Annotated in this window: 15 protein-coding genes; 3 read left to right on the top strand and 12 right to left on the bottom strand. The window is 72.5% G+C overall.

Annotation, left to right across the window (positions count from 1 at the left end):
* Nucleotides 1-58 precede the first annotated feature (58 nt).
* From AB0E19_RS34740 to AB0E19_RS34725, 4 genes are all read right to left on the bottom strand, one after another.
* On the bottom strand, nucleotides 59-1,699 hold the full coding sequence (locus tag AB0E19_RS34740; RefSeq protein ID WP_362187848.1) for an ABC transporter substrate-binding protein: 1,641 nt from the start codon (nucleotides 1,697-1,699) through the stop codon (nucleotides 59-61).
* A 452-nt stretch (nucleotides 1,700-2,151) separates the two neighbouring features.
* A complete protein-coding gene (gene typA, locus AB0E19_RS34735; protein WP_030747228.1) occupies nucleotides 2,152-4,053 on the bottom strand; it encodes a translational GTPase TypA in 1,902 nt (633 codons plus the stop codon).
* A 275-nt stretch (nucleotides 4,054-4,328) separates the two neighbouring features.
* A complete protein-coding gene (locus AB0E19_RS34730) occupies nucleotides 4,329-6,683 on the bottom strand; it encodes an ABC transporter family substrate-binding protein (RefSeq protein ID WP_362187843.1) in 2,355 nt (784 codons plus the stop codon).
* A 141-nt stretch (nucleotides 6,684-6,824) separates the two neighbouring features.
* Nucleotides 6,825-7,853 (bottom strand): hypothetical protein, encoded by a 1,029-nt coding sequence (locus tag AB0E19_RS34725; protein WP_362187840.1) that lies wholly within the window; start codon nucleotides 7,851-7,853, stop codon nucleotides 6,825-6,827.
* A gap of 153 nt (nucleotides 7,854-8,006) precedes the next feature.
* Between AB0E19_RS34725 and AB0E19_RS34720 the strand changes: the two genes are divergently transcribed.
* On the top strand, nucleotides 8,007-10,067 hold the full coding sequence (locus AB0E19_RS34720; RefSeq protein ID WP_362187901.1) for a TPM domain-containing protein: 2,061 nt from the start codon (nucleotides 8,007-8,009) through the stop codon (nucleotides 10,065-10,067).
* A 53-nt stretch (nucleotides 10,068-10,120) separates the two neighbouring features.
* A complete protein-coding gene (locus tag AB0E19_RS34715) occupies nucleotides 10,121-10,834 on the top strand; it encodes a PspA/IM30 family protein (protein ID WP_362187837.1) in 714 nt (237 codons plus the stop codon).
* A gap of 82 nt (nucleotides 10,835-10,916) precedes the next feature.
* Here AB0E19_RS34715 and AB0E19_RS34710 read toward each other — a convergent pair whose 3' ends face one another.
* From AB0E19_RS34710 to AB0E19_RS34685, 6 genes are all read right to left on the bottom strand, one after another.
* A complete protein-coding gene (locus tag AB0E19_RS34710) occupies nucleotides 10,917-13,502 on the bottom strand; it encodes a SpoIIE family protein phosphatase (protein ID WP_362187834.1) in 2,586 nt (861 codons plus the stop codon).
* A 144-nt stretch (nucleotides 13,503-13,646) separates the two neighbouring features.
* Nucleotides 13,647-14,069 (bottom strand): ATP-binding protein, encoded by a 423-nt coding sequence (locus AB0E19_RS34705; RefSeq protein WP_362187831.1) that lies wholly within the window; start codon nucleotides 14,067-14,069, stop codon nucleotides 13,647-13,649.
* Between the two features lie 160 nt (nucleotides 14,070-14,229).
* A complete protein-coding gene (locus tag AB0E19_RS34700) occupies nucleotides 14,230-14,676 on the bottom strand; it encodes a (deoxy)nucleoside triphosphate pyrophosphohydrolase (RefSeq protein ID WP_362187828.1) in 447 nt (148 codons plus the stop codon).
* 22 nt (nucleotides 14,677-14,698) lie between these two features.
* The gene (locus AB0E19_RS34695; RefSeq protein WP_362187825.1) at nucleotides 14,699-14,875 is read right to left on the bottom strand and encodes an SPOR domain-containing protein; all 177 of its coding nucleotides are present in this window, start codon (nucleotides 14,873-14,875) and stop codon (nucleotides 14,699-14,701) included.
* Nucleotides 14,876-15,030: 155 nt separating this feature from the next.
* Nucleotides 15,031-16,782: a hypothetical protein gene (locus AB0E19_RS34690; RefSeq protein WP_362187822.1), complete on the bottom strand. Its 1,752-nt coding sequence runs from the start codon at nucleotides 16,780-16,782 to the stop codon at nucleotides 15,031-15,033.
* Nucleotides 16,783-16,933: 151 nt separating this feature from the next.
* Complete coding sequence (locus AB0E19_RS34685; RefSeq protein WP_362187819.1) at nucleotides 16,934-17,686, bottom strand: GntR family transcriptional regulator; 753 nt, start codon at nucleotides 17,684-17,686, stop codon at nucleotides 16,934-16,936.
* 195 nt (nucleotides 17,687-17,881) lie between these two features.
* Between AB0E19_RS34685 and AB0E19_RS34680 the strand changes: the two genes are divergently transcribed.
* Nucleotides 17,882-19,228 carry a glycoside hydrolase family 18 protein gene (locus AB0E19_RS34680; protein WP_362187816.1) on the top strand — a complete coding sequence of 449 codons (1,347 nt, stop codon included), beginning with the start codon at nucleotides 17,882-17,884 and terminating at the stop codon, nucleotides 19,226-19,228.
* Nucleotides 19,229-19,490: 262 nt separating this feature from the next.
* On the opposite strand, the gene AB0E19_RS34675 is transcribed toward AB0E19_RS34680, so the two are convergent.
* Both AB0E19_RS34675 and AB0E19_RS34670 read right to left on the bottom strand, forming a co-directional pair.
* Nucleotides 19,491-20,648 (bottom strand): DUF4190 domain-containing protein, encoded by a 1,158-nt coding sequence (locus tag AB0E19_RS34675; protein WP_362187813.1) that lies wholly within the window; start codon nucleotides 20,646-20,648, stop codon nucleotides 19,491-19,493.
* A gap of 138 nt (nucleotides 20,649-20,786) precedes the next feature.
* A partial coding sequence (locus tag AB0E19_RS34670) for a proprotein convertase P-domain-containing protein (protein WP_362187897.1) occupies nucleotides 20,787-20,895 on the bottom strand: 109 nt, incomplete at its 5' end.

The following is a 20,895-nucleotide window of genomic DNA, read 5'->3' as shown; positions in this document are numbered from 1 at the left end:
GCACACGGGACTGACGATCCGTCAGTCCCGTGACGGCATGCGGACTACGCTCGGGTGATTACTTCTGCTTGACCTCGACGCCGGTCAGGATCGGGTCGCCGTCCTGGCCGTAGGCGACGCCGGAAACCTTCTCCGAGAAGCCCGCGTTGACCTTGTAGTACCAGAGCGGGATGGACGGCATGTAGTTCACCAGGTCCTTCTCGATCGCCTGGTACTCCTTGACGGACTCCTCAAGGGTCTTGGCGGAGTCGGCCTTGGCGATCTTGGCGTCCAGCTCCTTGTTGGAGAAGCCGCCCTGGTTGCCGCCCGCACCCGTGCGGAACAGGTCCGAGATGAAGTTGGCGTTCACCGGGTAGTCCAGCACCCAGCCGGAGCGGTACAGGGACTTGACCTGCTGGTTCTTACGAGCCGTCAGGTCGGCCTGGAAGTCCGGCTTGCTGTCGCCGACACACTCGACGTTGGTGGCCTGGGTGATGGAGTTGCAGACCGCGTCCACCCACTCCTTGTGGCCGCCATCGGCGTTGAACTGGATGGAGATCTTGTTGTTCGGGACGCCACCGCCGGCCGCGATGAGCTCCTTGGCCTTCGCCGGGTCGAACTTGGTGACCTCGACCGCGTTCGGCTGGTAGCCGAGCACGCCCTTGGCGACCCAGCCGGTGGCGGGCTCGCGGGTGCCGTTGAGCACCGTCTTGGTGATCGTGGCGCGGTCGATCGCCATCGACAGACCCTGGATGACCTTCGGGTCGACAGCCTTCGGCTTCTTCCACTGGTCGGCGTAGAAGGCGATGGCCAGCGTCTGGATCGAGGAGTACGGCTGGTCCACGGCGCGGTCGCCGAGGTCCTGGCGGTAGACCGGCAGGTCCTTCGGGGCGATCTGACGCAGGACGTCGACGTTGCCCGACTTCAGGTCCTCGTAGGCGGCCTCGAGGGTGGTGTAGTTCTTGAAGACCACACCGCCGTTCTTCGCCTTGTTCGGGCCCTGGTAGTCGTCGTAACGGACGATCTCGATCTGCTTCTTGTGGTCCCAGCTCTTGAACTTGTAGGGACCGTTGCCGACCGGCTTCTCGCCGCCGGCCTTCGGGTCCTTGAAGAAGGACTCCGGGAGCGGCGCGAAGGAGATGTAGGCGAGCTTGTGGGCGAAGTACGGAACCGGCTTCGCGAGCTCGATGGTGAAGGTGCTCTCGTCGACGACCTTCAGACCGTCGAGGGTCTTCGAGGTGGGCTTGGCGCCCTCCGCCTCGGGGTGGACCTTCTCGAAGCCCGCGATGTCCGCGTACCAGGAGGCGAGGCCCTGGGCGTTCTCGACGTTGGCGTTCCAGTTCCACGCGTCCACGAAGGACTTGGCGGTGACCGGGGTGCCGTCGTGGAACTTCCAGCCCTTCTTGAGCTTGACGGTCCACAGCTTCGAGTCGGTGGTGGTGACCGACTCGGCGTTGATCATCTCGAGCGAGCCGTCGGCCTTGTAGTCGACGAGCGTCGAGAACAGACCGGCCATGACGATCGAGCCGTTGGACTCCATCGTGTCACCGGTGAGCAGCGGCTTCTCCGGCTCACCGACCTCGATGGAGAAGATGCCGTTCGGGTCGACCTTGCCCCCGGCGTCCGTGCCCTTGTCGTCCTTGCCCCCGCCACAGGCGGTCGCAGCCAGGGCGACGATGATCGCGCCCGCTACCCACTTGGCGCTCTTGGCACCGCGCATGGGTTTCCTCCTCATGAGTCCACTTGTCACTACAAGAAGGGCACTTCGAGACCTGCCGACACCCCTGACGGCGTTGATCCCCCGGTACCCCGAGTGTGCTCGTGAGTCGGCACTCCCCACAGTGCGTGACCCATTGACCCGAGCTCAATGGAGCCAACTATTAAGTACGCCCGGGCTGTAAACCACACTTAAGTGGTCTCGTTTTGACAACATCACCAAGGCCCCAGATACCGAAATCCGGACAAACTGAGCACAGACAGACACCCGCGAAACGGACCGTTAACACACGTACCGGAGAGCGATGACCGGATTCCGGACGCCCTGCCCGGGCAATGCGTTTGACGAAAAAGGCCTGGCCACTCGCACAGTGTGCGAGTGGCCAGGCCTTTCGTGTGAGATGCGGCTCAGCCGTTCTCCGGGCGGCTGCTCCCGGCCGTGACGCCGGGCGCGGCTCAGGCGTTCTTGGCGCGCGAGGCGGAGCGGCTGCGCTCCTTCTGGTCCAGGACGACCTTGCGGATGCGGACGGCCTCCGGGGTCACCTCGACGCACTCGTCGTCGCGGCAGAACTCCAGGGACTGCTCCAGGGAGAGCTTGCGCGGCGGGACGATCGCCTCGAACGAGTCGGCCGACGAGGACCGCATGTTCGTGAGCTTCTTCTCCTTGGTGATGTTCACGTCCATGTCGTCGGAGCGCGAGTTCTCGCCGACGATCATGCCCTCGTACACCTCGGTGCCGGGGTCGGTGAACAGGACGCCGCGCTCCTGGAGGTTGGTCATCGCGAAGGCGGTGACCGCGCCGGCGCGGTCGGCGACCAGGGAGCCGTTGTTACGGGTCTGGAGCTGGCCGAACCACGGCTCGTGGCCCTCGTGGATCGAGTGGGCGATGCCGGTGCCGCGGGTGTTGGTGAGGAACTCCGTGCGGAAGCCGATCAGGCCGCGGGACGGGACGACGAACTCCATGCGGACCCAGCCGGAGCCGTGGTTCGACATGTTGTCCATGCGGCCCTTGCGGACGCCCATGAGCTGGGTGACGGCGCCCATGTGCTCCTCGGGCACGTCGACCGTGAGGCGCTCGACGGGCTCGTGGATCTTGCCGTCGACCTCCTTGGTGACGACCTGGGGCTTGCCGATGGTGAGCTCGAAGCCCTCGCGGCGCATCTGCTCGACCAGGATGGCGAGCGCGAGCTCACCACGGCCCTGGACCTCCCAGGCGTCCGGACGCTCGGTGTCGAGGACGCGGAGCGAGACGTTGCCGATGAGCTCGCGGTCCAGGCGGTCCTTCACCTGGCGGGCGGTGACCTTGCGGTCCTTGACCGCGGACTTGGCCTCCGCGCCCTTGCCGGTGCCGCCGCGGCCGACGAGCGGCGAGGTGTTGGTGCCGATGGTCATGGAGATGGCCGGCTGGTCGACCGTGATCAGCGGCAGCGCGATCGGGTTCTCCGGGTCGGCCAGGGTCTCGCCGATCATGATGTCGGGGATACCGGCGACGGCGCAGATGTCACCGGGGCCGGCGACCTCGGCGGGCTTGCGGGTGAGCGCCTCGGTCATCATCAGCTCGGTGATGCGGACGTTGGAGATCGTGCCGTCCCGCTTGATCCACGCGACCGTCTGGCCCTTGCGCAGCTCGCCCTGCTCGACGCGGAGCAGCGCGATGCGGCCGAGGAAGTTGTCGGCGTCCAGGTTGGTGACGTGGGCCTGGAGCGGGGCCTCCTCGTCGTACGACGGGGCCGGGACGTGCTCCAGGATGGTGGAGAAGAAGGGCTCCAGGTTCTCCGAGTCCTGCGGGACCGTGCCGTCCTCCGGCTTGGTCAGCGAGGCGATGCCGTCGCGGCCGCAGGCGTAGACGATCGGGAACTCGATCTGGTCCTCGTCGGCGTCCAGGTCCAGGAAGAGGTCGTAGGTCTCGTTGACGACCTCGTCGATCCGGGAGTCCGGGCGGTCCGTCTTGTTGATGCAGAGGATGACGGGCTTGCGCTGCTGGAGGGCCTTGCGCAGCACGAAGCGGGTCTGCGGGAGCGGACCCTCGGAGGCGTCCACCAGGAGGACGACGGCGTCGACCATCGACAGACCACGCTCGACCTCGCCACCGAAGTCGGCGTGGCCGGGGGTGTCGATGATGTTGATCGTGATCGGGGCCCCGCCGTCCTTGGGGTGGTACTTCACCGCCGTGTTCTTGGCGAGGATCGTGATGCCCTTCTCACGCTCCAGGTCGTTCGAGTCCATCATGCGGTCGTCGAGCTGCTGGTGGGCGGCGAAGGCACCGGCCTGCTTGAGCATGGCGTCGACGATGGTCGTCTTGCCGTGGTCGACGTGGGCGACGATGGCGACGTTACGGATGTCGTGGCGCGTGGGCATGGGTGGCTTGCGCTTCTCTCGGATCGTGGGAATCGGCGTCAGTTCCTCTTACGCCCGCCGGGCGGACGCGCCACGGCTATGTCCTATGGTACGGGGCTGGCGTGCAAGGGGCTTCCCCGGATCGATCCGAGAGGGTCTACTGGGATGTTTCAGGGTGGGTCTCAGGGTGTGGGGAAGATCATGCGGTCCGGGTCAAGGGGCCGACGCGATCCTGCCCGCCGGGATCACCGGCGGGCAAGGAACTTGAGCTGCTTCTGAGGTTGTGGCCTGCGGTTTCAGTGTTTCGACGGGCTACCCTTGGTCGTTTCGCTCTTCTTGAAACCGATGTCCTGGTACCGGGGGGCCGCGAAGCCCCAGGCGCCGGCGTTCACCACGTCCTGCCGGGCGGCGACCAGCTGGGGGCGCTGGTAGAGGGGGATGGATCCGGCCGCGGCCCAGATCCTGGCGTCCGCCTGGCGGATCAGATCGCCCGCCTCCTCCTCGTCGAGGGTGCCGGCCGCCTGGTCGAAGAGCTGGTCGATGCGGTCGGTGCCGACCCGCGAGTAGTTCTGCTCGACCAGCAGGGAGCCGTCCGAGGCGGGCTCGGGCTTGGCGAAGATCGGCCGGGCGTCGGTCGCCGGGTAGGCGGAGGCCGGCCAGGAGTAGAGGGCCAGGTCGTAGTCGCCGGAGGCGATGTGGTCCTTGAAGAAGCTCTCGTCGGAGACCTTGGTCACCTCGGTGCGGATCCCCACCGCGTCCAGCATCCGCACGATCCGGTCGCCGACCGCCCGCAGCGTCTCCGAGCCGGGGCCGGAGGGCAGGACGAAGCGGAGGCTGAGGGCCTTGCCGTCCTTGCCGAGGGCCTGGGAGGCGGCGGGGACGGCGGCCGGGGCGGCGCTGCCCATGGGGGCGTAGGCGCCGGCGACGCCCTTGTCCGGCTTGGCGTTCGCGGGGGCGGCCGCCGCGGCGCGGGTGCCGGTGTCGAGGGCCTCGGCGCGGGCGAGGAGGGCGGCGCTCTCGCGGGCGGCGGCGGGGGCCGGGGCGAGGACCCGGGTGCCGGCCTCGGGGCCGCCGGGGCCGATGCGGGGTGCGGCGCGGAGCTCGCCGGGCTTGTCGTCGCCGACGATGTAGAGGCCGTCCTCGGAGGCGGTGTCGCTCTGCTCGGCCTTCTTCTTGGAGTCGGCCTCCTCGGTCTTCTTCGTGTCCGTCCGCGCGGTCTTCTTCTCCGCCTCGGCGCCGGCCTCGGTGCCGGCCGGCTTCTTCCCGGCGCCGCCGGGGACCCAGCCCGCGTCGGCGAGGAGGGCACGGGCCTCCTTGGTGTCCTGGTCGCCGAGGGCGTCGCTGCTGTCGGCGTAGGCGGCCTGGCCGGCCAGGGCGAGGTGGCTGCCGGGCGGGTCGGAGGGGAGGCCGAGCGGCTTGAGGACGGACTCGGCGAGCTCCCGGCGGTCGATGGCACGGGCGACCGCGCGGCGGACCCGCTCGTCGGCGAGCGGCCCGGACTCGCCGTTGAGGGAGAGCTGGGTGTAGGCGGGCTCCAGGGACTTGCGGACGACGTAGCCGGCGAGGGTGTCCTGGGCGGCGGCGTAGCGGGCGACGGCCGCCTCGTTCTGGGCGCGGGCGGCCGTGACCTCCGCGGCCAGCTCCTCGTCCCCGCCGTGGGCGAGGGCCCAGGATCCGAGGGCCTTGCCGGGGGTGATGGCGGAGCCGGGGCCGTGCAGCCGGGCGGCCTCGGCGCCGCTGCGGCCCGCGCCGGCGTCCTTGAGGGCCAGGGCGATCCGCTCGGCGGTGGAGCGGTCGATGTCGGCGAGGTCGAGCTTTCCGCCGGCGAGGGCGGCCTCCCGGTCGGCGCGCGGGACGGCGCGCAGGACCAGGCTGTCGAGCTTGGCCGGCTTGCCCCACCAGCGGGGGTTGCGGGTGAGGGTGAGGTCGCCGGTCTTCCGGTCGACCTTGCTCAGCAGGAACGGTCCCGCGGTGGCCTTGAGGGTGGTGCGGGCGCTGTCGTTGAAGGAGTTCGGGGAGCCCATCACCTGCTTCGGGTAGAGCGGGGTGAAGAGGGCGCGCCAGTCGGCGTAGGGCTTGGCGAAGGTGACCCGCACCTCCAGGTCGTTCTTGCCCTTCTCGATCTTCTCGATGCGCTCGTAGCCGGCGTTGCGGGCGGTCCAGTAGGCCGTGTCGCGGCCGCTGAGGGCCCGCCACTGGGCGACGAAGTCGGCGGCGCCGATCTCGCGGCCGTCGCTCCACACGGCCTGCTGGTTGAGCTTGTAGAGGACGACCTGGCGGGGCTCGGTCTCGACGACCTCGGCGGTCTCCAGGAAGTCGGGGTTGAGCCGGGGCCGGCCGCTCTCGTCCAGGGTGTGCAGGGCGGGCAGGACGGCGCCGGCGACCCGGCCGGTGGCCGCGTCGGCGTCGGCCTGGAAGGCGTTGAAGGTGGCGGGCAGCGCGTCCACCGCCCACCGGAGGGTGCCGCCGTCGTCGACCAGGGCGCGCGCGGTGGGCGCGTTGTCCTGGGCGGCGGGGGCGCTGCCGGCGTCCTCGTCGGAGCTGCATCCGGCGAGGACGGTGACGGCGAGGGCCGCGGTGGTGAGGGTGGCGACGGAGCGGAGGGTCCGGGAGCGGGGGCTCCTCCTCGGGGGGGCGCCGACCTGGGACATGACTTATACCCCTTCGTCCGTTTTCGTGCCATTTGGAGATGATCAGACTCTCTTACTCATCCCACTGAACGACACCGCCCGGACCCGCCCCCTCCGACACGACGGCACCCCGGACAAACCCACTCGTGCGGCCCAACCCGGTCAGTCGGGGCGGATCCAGCCGGCGCGGTAGGCGGACCAGTCCCCGGGCCGCTCGGCGAAGTCGACGTAGAGGGCGACGCCGAAGCGTTCGCGGTCCGGGTCGGTGCGGCCCAGGCCGAGGCGGACGCCGCGCACCGCCGCCGCCACCGTCTCCGCGTTCTCGTGGTGCCCGAGGTCGTCCTCGTGGAAGAAGGGCAGCCCCATCAGCAGGTCGGTGCCCTCCGGCGTCACCTCCAGGGCCAGCGCGGTCTGCTGGGCGACGTAGCCGCCGTACAGGCTCTCCAGCGGCATCCACGTGTCGTACGACATCACCGCGATCTGGTCGACCCGGCGCGCCACCTCCCCGAAGTACTCCTGCGACCACCACTTGCCCTGGTCGGAGAAGGTGCCGAGCACGGAGTGGGCGCCGGGCAGCGGGTCGATCTGGTGGGCGGCGACCGAGAGCGGCGCCTTCCGGGCCCGGGTCAGCCGCCCCAGGTCGTCGAGGAGCGTCAGGTAGTCGGGGTCGCCGGACTGGAGGGGTTCCAGGTCGAAGTGGACGCCGTCGAAGCCCGCGTCCAGGACCTGCCGGGCGGAGGCCGTGACGGCCGCCCGGGACGCGGGGTCGGCGAGCCGCAGGCCGACCGGCCCGTCGTTGGCGAGGATGTCCCCGAGCCAGGCCTGGACGCGGATCCCGGGCGCCACCCGGTGGATCCCGTCGGTCAGCCACCGCGCCCGCGGGTGCCGGGCGGCCGGCAGCGTGCCGTCGTGTTCGAGCGGCCCCGCGTGCACGTACAGGTCCTTGATCCCGGTGCCCTTCAGCCGCTCGGCCAGCGCCACCAGGTCGGCGTCCCGCTTCCGGCCGTCCACCCACGCGTGCCCGATCCAGTACGCGTCCCTCCCCCGCGTGCGCGCGTCGTCGCGGAGGTCGCCCGCGTAACTGACCCGCAGCGCGAGCGCGCCGAAGAGCGGCGGCACGACGAGGACGAGGACGAGCCCCAGGACCCACCAGCGCCCCTTGCGCCACATCCGTTTCAGTGGTCCGTCCATCCCAACCCCCAGAGCGTCACGGCGGTGATCAACTCTGACGGGGACGCCCCGCCCCCGCCGGTCGGTTTCCGCGGAGCCGTCCGGTCGCGGGGGCGCAATACGGTACATAACCTCCCTTCTGTGACCCGAACAGCCACCCGAGCCCTGCTCGCGATGCTGGTGGCGGCGTGGTGGCTGGTCGCGCCCGCCGCGGCCGGCGCCCGCGCCGACGAGCCCGTCGACCTCCCCTCCGGCGGCCAGATCCTCGACCGGGTGGGCGCGCTGGGCGACCGGCGCCCGGAGGTCGCCGAGGCCCTCGACCGGCTCTACGACGACCGCCGGCTGCAGCTCTTCGTGGTCTACGTACGGGACTTCTCCGGCCGCTCCGGCCAGGACTGGGCCGACGCCACCGCCGCGCGCAACGGCCTCGGCCTCGACGACGTGCTGCTCGCCGTCGCCACCCACGACCGGCAGTACGGCTACTCCGCCGACCCCGACTCCCGGCTCACCCAGGACCAGCTCGACGACGTGGCGAGGACCGCGATCGAACCGGCGCTGCGGCAGAACGACTGGGCGGGCGCCGCGATCGGCGCCGCGGACGGCTACTCCGCCGTCCTCGCCGGCCGGCCCGTCCCCTCCCCCGAGATCACCCCCGGCCCCGCCGACCCCGGCGGCTCCGGGGCCGACGCGCCCTCCGGGAGCGATCTGGTCCTCCCGATCGCGCTGGTCGGCGGCGCCGGCGCGGTGGCGGCGTACGCGTACACCCGCAGGCGCCGGCGGAGCACCACCCGCACCACCCCCGGCGGCGGCCGCGGACCGGGCTGGGGGCGGCCCGCGCCGCCCTCCCTGGAGGAGCTGGACGGCGAGGCCCGGCGCGCACTCGTCGCCACCGACGACGCCGTCCGCACCAGCCAGGAGGAACTCGGCTTCGCCACCGCCCAGTTCGGCGAGGAGGCCACCCGGCCCTTCGAGGAGGCCGTGGCCTTCGCGAAGGAGCAGCTGACCGCCTCCTTCCGGCTGCGGCAGCAACTCGACGACTCCTTCCCCGAGGACGACGCGACCCGGCGCTCCCTGCTCGACGAGATCCTGCGCCGCTGCGCCGGGGCGAACGCCCGGCTCGACGCGGAGACCGAGGACTTCGACCGGCTGCGGGCCCTGGAGCGGACCGCCCCCGAGGCTCTGGCCAAGGTCGAGGCGGCCTTCCGCGAGCAGACCGGCCGGGTCGCCGGCGCCGAGGCGGCGCTCGCGGCGATGCGGGAGCGGTACACGGAGTCGGCCGCCGCACCGGTCGCCGGCGACGTCGAACAGGCCAAGGACCGGCTGGTCTTCGCCACCGCCCGCGTCAACCAGGCCCGGCAGGCCGTCGACGGCGGCGACAACGGCTCGGCGGCGGTGCACGTGCGGGCGGCCGAGGGCGCGGTCGACCAGGCGGCCCGGCTGATCGAGGCCGTGGACCGGCGGGCCCGGGAGCTGACCGAGGCGGCCGGCCGGCTGCCGGGCGCGCTCACCGAGACGGACGCCGACCTGGCCGAGGCCAGGGGCCTCCTCGAAGGGACCGCCGAGGGCGCCTCGACGGGCGATCTGCGGGGCCGGATCGCCCGCGCGGAGTCGGTGGCGGCGGAGGTGCGGCGGGCGGTGGAGGCGGGACGGTACGACCCCCTGGACGCGCTGCGCCGGGTCGAGGAGGCGGACGCGGCCCTGGACGGCGCCCTCGCCGGGGCGCGGGAGCGCGAGTCCGGTGACGCGCGGGCCCGGGCGCTCCTGGAGCAGGCGCTCCTGACGGCCGGTGCGGAGCTGGGGGCGGCCTCGGACTACGTGCAGACGCATCGGGGCGCGGTGGGCAGCGAGGCCAGGACCCGGCTGGCGGAGGCCCAGCGGCGCCTGGAGAAGGCGCGGGCGCTGGCCGCGGACGAGCCGCAGGCGGCGCTGGCGGAGGCGCAGCAGGCGGACGCGCTGGCCCGGCGGGCGCAGCAGCTGGCGGAGCAGGACGTGCGCCGGTACGGGAACCCGAACGGTCTGGGCGGGGTGACGGGGGCGGGCGGGAGCGGGGGCGGCGGGCTCGGCGGGGCCGTGCTCGGCGGCATCATCCTCGGCGGGCTGTTCGGCGGGGGCTCCGGCCGAGGGGGCGGCGGATTCGGGGGCGGCGGCCTCGGGGGCGGAGGTTTCGGCGGCGGGCCGGGCAGCTTCGGCGGCGGCGGCACGCGCGGCCGGCGGGGCGGTGGCGGCCGCTTCTGATTCCCACGACCACACGACGGTCCACGTCCACGACACCCCGCAAGGAGCAGCACATGAGCAGCAAGCAGACCGTCCTCGGCCGGGTCACCCAGCTGGCGAAGGCGAACATCCACGCCCTCCTGGACCAGGCGGAGGATCCGCAGAAGATGCTGGACCAGCTGATCCGCGACTACTCGTCGAACATCTCCGAGGCCGAGGAGGCGGTGGCGGCGACCATCGGCAATCTGCGGCTGCTGGAGCAGGACCACGCGGAGGACGTGGCGGCGGCGGCCGAGTGGGGCGGGAAGGCGCTGGCGGCCAGCCGGAAGGCGGACGGGCTGCGGACCGGCGGGCAGACGGCGGAGGCGGACCGCTTCGACAACCTCGCCAAGGTGGCGCTGGGCCGCCAGCTCCAGTCGGAGAAGGAGGCGCGGACGGCCGAGCCGACGATCGCCGCGCAGACCGAGGTCGTCACGAAACTGACCGCGGGCCTCGACCAGATGAAGGCGAAGCTGGTCGAACTGCGGTCCAAGCGGGACGAGCTGGTCGCCCGGGCGAAGTCGGCGCAGGCGCAGAACACGATGATGGACGCGGTGAAGAACATCGACGTGCTGGACCCGACGAGCGAGCTGAGCCGCTTCGAGGACAAGGTGCGCCGGGAGGAGGCGCGGGCCCTGGGCAAGCAGGAGCTGGCCGCGTCCTCGCTCGACGCCCAGTTCGAGCAGCTGGACGCGATGGGCGACGAGGCGGAGATCGCGGCCCGGCTGGCCGCGCTCAAGGCGGCCTGAGACGGCCTGAGACGGCCTGAGACGGCCCGCCAGGGCTCCCGCGGGCGTCGTCGCCCGCCAGGGCTCCCGCGGGCGTCGTCCCCTAGAACATGCTGAGCAGCTGGTCCACGGTGGGTTCCGCCGTGGGCCCGCCGTCGGGCAGCGCCAGCTCGAACCAGACGGTCTTGCCGCGCGGGGTGCGGCGCGAGCCCCAGGAGGCGGAGAGCAGGCCGACGAGCTGGAGGCCGCGGCCGCCCTCGTCGGTGTCCTTGGCGCGGCGGCGGCGCGGCTGGACGAGGCCGGCGTCCCAGACCTCGCAGACCAGGGTGCGGTCGCGCAGCAGCCGGAGCCGTATCTCGCCCTCGCCGTACCGGAGCGCGTTGGTGACGAGTTCGCTGACGAGGAGCTCGACGGTGTCCACGAGGGCGTCGAGGCCCCAGGCGGTGAGCTGGCCGCGGGCGAGTTCGCGGGCGCGGCCGACGGAGCGGGGCTCGCGGGGCAGTCGCCAGTCGCCGACCGCCTCGGCGGGCAGTCCCTGGATACGGGCCATCAGGAGGGCGATGTCGTCCTCGCCGTGGCCGGTGTCGAGGGTGGTCAGGACCCGGTCGCAGACGTCCTCCAGGGGGCGGGCCCGGTCGGCGAGGGCCCGCCGGAAGGCGCTGAGGCCCTCGTCGAGGGGGTGGTCGCGGGACTCGACGAGGCCGTCGGTGTACAGCGCGAGGAGGGAGCCCTCGGGGAGTTCGACCTCGACCTCTTCGAAGGGTTCGCCGCCGACGCCCAGCGGCATCCCCGGCGGCACGTCGAGGAGCAGGGCCTCCTCGCCGGGTTCGACGAGGACGGGCGGGAGGTGGCCGGCGTTGGCGAAGGTGCAGCGTCTGGTCACCGGGTCGTAGACGGCGTAGACGCAGGTCGCGAGGTAGACCTCGGAGAGCTCGGGGCCGCGGTTCTTGTGCGCGCGGGACTGCTGGGCGCCGATGGGGGCGCCGAGGCCGCGGGCGATCTCGTCGAGGTGGGAGAGGACCTCGGCGGGTTCGAGGTCGAGCTGGGCGAGGGTGCGGACGGCGGTGCGCAGTTCGCCCATGGCGACGGCGGCGCGCAGGCCGCGGCCCATGACGTCGCCGATGACGAGGGCGGTGCGGTGGCCGGGGAGTTCGATGACGTCGAACCAGTCGCCGCCGACCTCGGTGGCGTCGGTGCCGGGGAGGTAGCGGCAGGCGATGTCGAGTCCGGCGGCCTCGGGGTCGCCGGGCGGGAGCAGGCTGCGCTGCAGGATGAGGGCGCGCTCGTGCTCGCGGCGGTAGAGGCGGGCGTTGTCGATGCAGACGGCGGCGCGGGCGGCGAGTTCGACGGCGAGGGCCCGGTCGCGGTCGCCGAAGGGTTCGCTGCCCTTGGTGCGGGAGAACTGCACGAGGCCGACGACGGTGTCGTGGGCGACCATCGGGACGGCGAGGGTGGAGTGGACGAGGTCGCCCTCGCCGCCGGGCACGGTGCGGACCCGGCCGGTGCGCAGGGCTCCGGCGGTGGGCGAGTTGAAGGGGTAGCGGTGGACGGCGCCGACCTCGATGGGGACGGGCGCGCCGCCGTCGCCGGCCGGTCCGTGGCCCTCGTCGGTTCTGAGGGGGGTGTCGGAGACGGCGGAGGCGAAGGCGACCCGGCGCAGTTCGGCGCTGCCCGCGCCGTAACCGACGTCGTGGGAGCTGCCCCAGCGGCCGGGCGGGGCCTCGTCGCCGGTGAGGAGGCCCTGGTAGAGGTCGACGGAGGCGAGGTCGCAGAAGCCGGGGACGGCGACGTCGAGGAGTTCGCGGGCGGTGGCCTCCAGGTCGAGGGAGTTCCCTATGCGGGCTCCGGCCTCGTTGAGGAGGGCGAGGTTGCGGCGGGCACTGGCCGCCTCGCGGGCGGCGCTCTGCCGGCGGGTGACGTCGATGCCGAGGCCGGCGACGCCGATCGGGCGGCCGGAGCCGCCGTGCACCCGGTAGAGGTTGATGGACCAGTGGCGGCGGATCCGCGCGCCGGGGGCGGCGCCGGTGATGCGGAGGTCGGTGACGGACTCGCCGGTCTCCAGGACGCGGCGGAGGGCGGCGGTCATCCGGTCGGCCTCGGGCTTGGCGAGGTAGTCGTGGACGCTCCGGCCGCGGTGGTCGTCGGCGTCGCCGCCGAAGACGGCCGCGAAGCGCTGGTTGGCGCGCCTGACGGTGAGGTCGGTGCCGAAGAGGAGGAAGCCGAAGGGTGATTGGCCGAAAATGGCCTGGGAGGCGGCGAGGTCGGTCTCGATCCTCCGCAGGGCGCGGACGTCGACGACGATGCAGAGCGCGGCCCGCTCGCCGGTCTCGGTCTCGGTGGGCATCACGTACAGCTCGGCGACGCCGTGCGGCCGGTCCTGTCCCGGGGGCCCGGCCTGGCCGGGGATGCGGAACGGGACGAGGCCGGTCCACTCGCGTCCGTCGAGGACCTCCTTGACCTGCCGGTGACCGCTTTCGCGCAGCTCGGCGGGCATGAAGACCTCGACCGGGTCCTTGCCGCGGGCCTCGCGGGCGTCCACGCCGAAGAGGTCCGCCGCCCGGCGGCTCCACTGGTCGACGCGTCCGTCGGGCCCGAGGGAGAAGGAGGCGACCCGGATGTAGTCGTAGATCGAACCGGGCGGGCTGCTCTGCCACACGACGCCGCCCGTCGTCTCGGATATCTCGCTCACGCGACCGTCCCCTCCAGCTCACCGCACCGGACCGGCCATGCCCGCAGTATTCAATACGGCGGGCCCCGGCGGCACGACGTCCACGATCACAGGGTGGTCTCGGTCGGCTCGCGACCCGCTCCGGTGATCGTCGTCCCTCTCTCTTTACTCACCAGGGAGAGCCAGCTCGAACCATACGGTTTTCCCCGCGTCGCCCTGCCGGGTCCCCCAGCGGCGCGCGGAGCAGGCGACGAGACCGAGCCCGCGGCCCCCCTCGTCGTCGGGTCCCGCGGGCCGCTCGGTGGGCGGATCCGGAAGCGGATCGGAGACCTCCACGAGGAGCGCGGAGTGCCGGGGCGGGTCGGTGGCGGCGCCCTCGGCCCGCAGGATCCGCACCCCGATGGGGCCGGAGGCGTACCGGAGGGAGTTGGTGACCAGCTCGCTGACCAGCAGGACGGCGACGTCCCCCACGGTCGCGTCGACCTCCCAGGAACGAAGGGTCTCGCGTACGGCGTGGCGGGCGGTGCGCACCGCGTCGGCCTCCGCCGGGAAGTTCCACTCGGCGCGGGCGCCGTCGGTGTCGATCACACGCGATCACTTCCCCAAGCACGGTGCAGCAGGAAGAGGAGCAGCCTCTCCCGAGGGACCAATGGGGACATACCCGGAATTACGCGCGAAATATCCCACTGGGGGCGGTCATGGGCGCACGGTGGCACGAACGGCGTAGAGACCCGGGCGCACGCCCGGGTCAGGGGCGCGCGACGGGGAGTCTGCGCGCCGCCTCCGCGACCGCCGGGCGGTCCTGGTCGAGCCAGTCCACGGTGTCGAGTTCGTCGCGGGCGAGCCAGCGGAGCGCGTCGTGGTCCTCCAGCGGGCGGGGTGCGCCGGAGAGCAGGCGGGCGGTCCAGACCCGGAGGACGTAACCGGGCTTGAGGGGCCATTCGCCGGGGATCCGCTCGCCGGTCTCGGCCTCGACGCCGAGTTCCTCGCGCAGTTCGCGGACGAGGGCGTCCTCGGGGCGCTCGCCGGGCTCGACCTTGCCGCCGGGGAGTTCCCAGCGGCCGGCGAGTTCGGCGGGGGCGCTGCGGCGGGCGGCGAGCAGGCGGCCGCCGTCGAGGAGGGCGGCCGCGACGACGACCACGGCACCGGTCCCGTGGTCGGTTCCGGTGCCGTGGTGCGGGGAGCGTGGGGTCATGCCCGCGAGGGTATCGGGGGCGTCAGGAGGCGGGGGCGACGCGCTCCACCCAGTAGAGCTGCTTGTGGCCGCGGGAGTCGAGCGTGTCCGCGATCCTCTGCGCTTCGTCCTGGGTCGCGTACCGGCCCACCCGGTAGCGGTTGCCGTTGTCGTCCTGCCGTATCACGAGCCACGGATGGACGGGGCCGCTGTCGGTCATCAGGCTTCTCCCTCCGCCGGGCGAGGCGTCACCAAGGATCTCCGGGAAACCGCAATCCGCATATGCCTGAGCCTACGCCTGACCTTCACACAGCGGATACGGGTTTTCACCAAGAGATACGGATCGGCCGGGAACCGACGCAAGGCGGCCGAAGGTCACATGCCGGGCGTCTTTCCGGGGACCGTCGGCACCGGCATGAGGACGGGTCCCGCCCCGAGGGCCGGCTCCTTGCGGCAGGCGTCGCCGCAGTCGGCGTCGAGCGAGCAGCACAGCGAGCAGACCGGGCCGGAGCGGACCGGGCAGTCGGCGATGTCGGGCAGTTCGTACGCGGTCGCGCACTCGGCGCAGGTGTGGGTGGCCCGTTCGTCGGCGGGGGCGGCGCCGGGGCCGTTCACCGGGTTGGGGCGGGCCAGGTAGTAGCGGCCCTTCGTCGCCCAGGCGATCAGCGGGCAGAGCACCAGGGCGAGACCGGCGGCGATGAAGGTGGAGAACGCCTCGGCGTAGGCGCCGAAGAGGCCGAAGAAGGCGAGGATCGAGACGACGGAGGCGACGACCATGGCACCGAAGCCGGCCGGGTTCACCGCGTACAGATAGGCCCGCTTGAACTCGATGTACGGCGGGGACCAGCCGGCCCGCTTGTTGATGACGAGGTCGGCGGCGACGGCGGTGATCCAGGCGATGCCGACGTTGGAGTAGAAGCCGAGCAGCTTGCCCAGCGCGGCGAACATGTTCATCTCCATCAGCGTCAGCGCGATGGCGAGGTTGAGGAAGATGTACCAGACCCGGCCGGGGTGCCGGTGGGTCATGCGGGAGAAGAAGTTCGACCAGGACAGCGAGCCGCTGTAGGCGTTGGTGACGTTGATCTTGATCTGGGAGACGATCACGAAGAGCGCGGCGGCGGGCAGCGCGAGACCGCCGAGCCAGGGCTTGAGCGCCTCGATCTGCGGGGCGATCGGCTCCAGGGCGTGGGTCTTGCCGACCGCCTCCAGGGCGACGAAGGCGAGGAAGGCGCCGCCGAGCTGCTTGGCCGCGCCGATGATCACCCAGCCGGGTCCCGCGGCGAGCACCGCGAGGTTCCAGCGGCGCCGGTTCGCCTCGGTCTTCGCCGGCATGAAGCGCAGGTAGTCGGCCTGCTCGCCGATCTGGGCGATGAGGGAGAGCGCCACGCCGGTGCCGAGCCCGAAGCCGATCCAGTCGAAGCCGGAGCCGGCGCCCTCGGTGCCGCCGAAGGAGGCGAAGGCGCCCCAGGCGTCCGGCGCCTCGAAGGCGAGGACCAGGAACGGCAGGACCATGCCGACGATCCAGACGGGCTGGGTCCACGCCTGCACCTTGGCGAGCGCGCCCATCCCGCGGAAGACGATCGGGATGACGATGAGCGTGGTGACGAGGTAGCCGATCTCGACCGGGAGGCCGACGGCCTGGTGCATGGCCTGGGCCATGATCGAGCCTTCGAGGGCGAAGAAGATGAAGGTGAAGGAGGCGTAGATGAGCGAGGTGAGGGTGGAGCCGAAGTAGCCGAAGCCGGCGCCCCGGGTGATGAGGTCCATGTCCAGGCCGTACGTCGCGCAGGCGCGGGCGATGGGGATGCCGGTGAGGAAGATGATCGTGGCGGCGGTGAGGATCGAGGCGAATCCGCTGGTGAAGCCGTACGCGAAGACGATCGAGGCGCCGATGGCGAAGTCGGCGAGGTAGGCGATGCCGCCGAGCGCGGTGCCGGCCACGGTCCCGGGCGACCAGCGCCGGAAGGAGTGCGGGGCGTAGCGCAGCGAGTAGTCCTCGCGGCTCTCGTCCGCGGCGAGCTTCGCGTAGCTGCGGCGGGGCCCGGCCGGGTCCGGCGGGGCGGTGGGCGCACGCTCCGGGGCGGGCGGCTCCGGATCGGAGGTGGGCGTGGTGACGGTCTCCGCCATGAGGGCTCCTGTCGTCCGGCCGGGTCGCGGGTACGAGGCAGGAAGGTAGGAGCCGGTCGTGACGGGCCCTCACCACCCGGTGTTGCCGGGCGGTAACACCCCCTGACGTGTCGTTAACTCCGGGTCACGGGGGCCGGACACGGTGCGGCGGTCAGCGGACCGGGAGGTGGTACGAGAGGCGGTAGCGGTCGGCGGGGACGACGACGTCGGCGGTCTCCACGGCGAGGCCCGAGGCGTAGAAGGTGCGCTCGACGACCATGACGACGTGGCCGGGGACGCCGCCGAGGACGAGGAGCTCCTCGGCGAGGCCGGGACGGGCGCCGACCTCCTCCACCACGTTGTCCACGACGACGTCGATCGCCGCCATCCGCTCGACCACGCCGCAGCCGCCGAGCGGCCCCTCCTCGGGGAGCATCACGGGGGTCCGGCCGGTGACGGCGAGCGGCTCCCAGGAGGTGGCGACCATCATGGCCTCGCCGCCGTCCCGGTAGACGTACCGCGTGCGCATCACGCGGTCGCCGGGCGCGATGCCGAGGCGCTCGGCGACCGGGGCGCCCGCCTCCTCCTGCTCGCTGCTCGCCTCCCAGGTGCCGCGCGCGCCCTCCACCGCCTGCTCCTGGCGGAAGGGGGTGGCGCCGGTCGCGGGCCGATAGCCGGAGCGGGCGACGCGGCGGGGCACCGGACGCTCCCGCACGTACGTCCCCGAACCCGAGCGGCCCTCGACGAGCCCCTCGGCCATGAGCACCTTGCGGGCCTCCAGCGCGACCGTGTCCGACACCCCGTACTCCTCGCGGATGCGTGCCTGCGAGGGAAGGCGGGTATGCGGGGGGAGCGAGCCGTTCGCGATCTTCTCCCGCAGATCGCTCGCCACGCGCAGATAGGCGGGCTGCTCACCGAACGTCACTGGACACTCCCCTCAGGTTGACGGACAGCTACAGCCTGGCAACCGATTGTGGCCAACCGCAAGCATGGGCCAGAGTTTCACTCGAAGTGATGAAGGTGAATCGCCGTCGCGCGACCCCTTGACCTCATTGGTCTGGACCAATAGCTTCCTGCCTGCGCGTCCACGCTCCAACCCGCCTCGCACAGGAACGAGCCCATGCGTCCCAGAGCCCTGACCAAGCTGACCCTCGGCACCGCCGCGGCCGCCGCCCTCGGCCTTCTCGCCACCCTGGCCCCCGCGGCCGACGCCCACCCGCGCCCCGACCACCGCCCGCCCGCCGCCGAGCACTCCCTCAAGCGGGTCGGCTACTTCACCCAATGGGGCATCTACGGGCGGAACTTCCAGGTCAAGGACCTGGACACGAGCGGCTCCGCGGCGAAGCTGAGCCACATCAACTACGCCTTCGGCATCGTCGACAAGGCCGGCAAGTGCGTCATCGGCCCCGTCCCGGGCTCCGACCCCTGGGCCGACTACGTCCGCCCGGTCGACGCCGCCGCCTCCGTGGACGGCACGGCCGACACCGACGGGCAGCCGCTGGCCGGCAACTTCAACCAGCTGCGCGAGCTGAAGGCCAAGCACCCGAACCTCAAGGTCATGATCTCGCTGGGCGGCTGGAGCGGTTCGGCGTACTTCTCCGACGCCGTGCGCACCCCCGAGTCCCGCAAGGCCCTGGTCTCCTCCTGCATCGATCTCTACGTCAAGGGGAATCTGCCGCAGGACGGCGCCCGCGGCGGCGCCGGAGCGGCCGCCGGCCTCTTCGACGGCATCGACCTCGACTGGGAGTGGCCCGGCTCCGAGGGCAACCCGGGCAACGTCATCCGCCCCGAGGACAAGGTCAACTTCACCGCGCTCGTCCGGGAGTTCCGCACCCAGCTGGACGCCTACGGGCGTTCGCTCCCGCAGCGGAAGCACTACGAGCTCAGCGCCTACGTGCCCACCGCCCCCGCCAAGATCGACGCGGGCTTCGAGGTCGCCGCGATCATGCGGGACTTCGACTTCGTGAACCTCCAGGGCTACGACTTCCACGTCTCCGGCGAGACGACCACCGCCCAGCAGTCCGCGCTCTTCGCCAAGAACGACTGGAGCGTCGAGGGGACCGTGAAGTCCTGGCTGCGGCGCGGCGCCCCGGCCCACAAGCTCGTCGTCGGCATGCCGTTCTACGGCCAGGGCTGGACCGGCGTCACCGGCGGCGGCGACGGCCTCGGGCAGCCGGCGGCCGGCCCCGCCCCGGCGACCTGGGCGCCCGGCTCCGAGGACTACAAGAACCTCAGGAAGCTCGCGGAGTCGGGCGCGTACACGCTCCACCGCGGCCACCGGAACGGCCACGCCTGGCTCTTCGACGGCACCACCCTGTGGACCTACGACGACCCGGCCGTGCTGCGCACCAAGGCGAACTGGGTCCGCACCCACGGCCTCGGCGGCGCCATGGTCTGGTCGCTCGACGGCGACACCGCCGACGGCGAACTGATCGGCGCGATCGACCGCGGCCTCACCCGCCGCTGAGGCCCATCCACTCCCCCGGAGCCGCCGCGGCGGCCGCCGCGGGGCGCGGGCCGGGCCGCCGGGGACGGCGCGCCCGGGGTGCGGGACGGCGGCTGGTCACGGGCCGCCGTCCCCGTCCCGCCGGCCGCCCGACCCGGCGCCGGTCCGCATACGACGGGGCCGGGTCTCCCTCTCGGAGACCCGGCCCCGTCCGCGTGCCGTGCGGTCGTTCGCCGCCCGGGGCTTCCCGGGCTTCCCCGGGCTTCCCGGGGCTTCCCCGGGCTCAGACGGAGCCGTGCTCGCCCGGACCCTCCGGGGGCGTGTGGGTCAGGCCGAGGGCCTTGCGGGCCTCGGCGCTCGCGTCGTCCGGCACCAGCTCCCAGGCGCGGTCGTACGCGTCCCAGAACGCCGGCGCGTCCTTGGCGCGCGCCAGCTTCGCCCACTGCTTCGAGGCGGCGTCCAGGCTCTTCAGATAGCCGTCCATGGCCGTGCGCTGGGACGGCTCCCAGGTGCGGCCGCGCAGCCCCGAGCGGGCCGAGTCGACGGCGGCGCGCACCTCGGCGGCCCAGGCGAGGTTGGCCTGGAGGTCGTCCTCCGGGTCGTCCTCGGGCTCCGCGTAGAGGGCGTCGTCGATGGGGTTGACGTGCCCGAGGAAGGCCAGCTGGCCCGCGTCGAGCGTGGTCTCGTCGGCGCGCAGCGAGCCGGTGAGCCGCTCCGAGCCGCCGATGGCGCAGGCGATGCGGTGCTCGCCGGTGCGCCAGGCCCGCCGGTCCGGGGTGTAGTACAGGCTGAGGGTGTCGCCGGTCAGCGCCCAGGTGTCCCGGGTGTAGGAGGCGGCCATCGTCTCGCACCGCTCCTCGCCGAGTGCGGTGAGCTCGCTCTCGCCGGGCCAGCCGTCGAAGCCGGTCGCCTCGAACCGGCCGGTGATCTCGCCGTCGTGGGGCTGGGCGCAGTCGACGACCCGGACGCCGAGGGTGTACTCGCCCTGCCCTGCCTCGTCGACGAAGCACTCGCCGGTGCGCAGCTCCATCGGCATGCGGGCGGAGGCGGCCTCCTTCATGCCCTCGTTGAACTCCCGTGCCGCTTCCTGGATCTGGCCGGTGACCAGTCCGACGAGGACGAGGAGGGTGCTGATCGAGGAGAGCACGATGCCGGCGATCGCCATGCCCTTGCCGCCCTGGCCGCGCTTCTTGATCTGGCGCAGCGAGAAGATCCCGAGGACGAGGCCGAGCGGCGGCAGGCAGCAGACGATGCCGCTGACGAGCGAGCCGACGGCGAGCCCGTTGGTGGTCGCCGTCGGCGGCGGCGGGTACGGCCCGTAGGGGCCCGGCGCGCCCGCGTAGGGCATCCCGGGCGAGGTGTAGGGGCCGGGGGCCGGGTACGCGGCGGGCGTCCCCGGCGGGGGCGTCGGGGGCGGTGGGGTCGGAGGGGTCGGCTCCACGGGTGCGTGCTCCTGTTGGCGCGGGACGAACAGACGATCGGGCGCGCGCATCGTACGTGGCACGGCGAAGGGGCGGCCACCCGCCGGTGGCCGCCCCTGACGTGCTCAGGGCCTCACGTTCGGATCAGGACCGCCCGATCAGAACTGGAGGGCCCAGGAGTCGATCTTGCCGGTGTCGGCGTTGGCGTTGTCCGTCACGCGGAGCTTCCACGTGCCGTTGGCGACCTCGGAGGAGGCGTTCACGGTG

This window comes from Streptomyces sp. NPDC047974, assembly GCF_040653375.1.
GTDB lineage: Bacteria > Actinomycetota > Actinomycetes > Streptomycetales > Streptomycetaceae > Streptomyces.
This window is presented reverse-complemented; position numbering and strand designations above follow the sequence as displayed.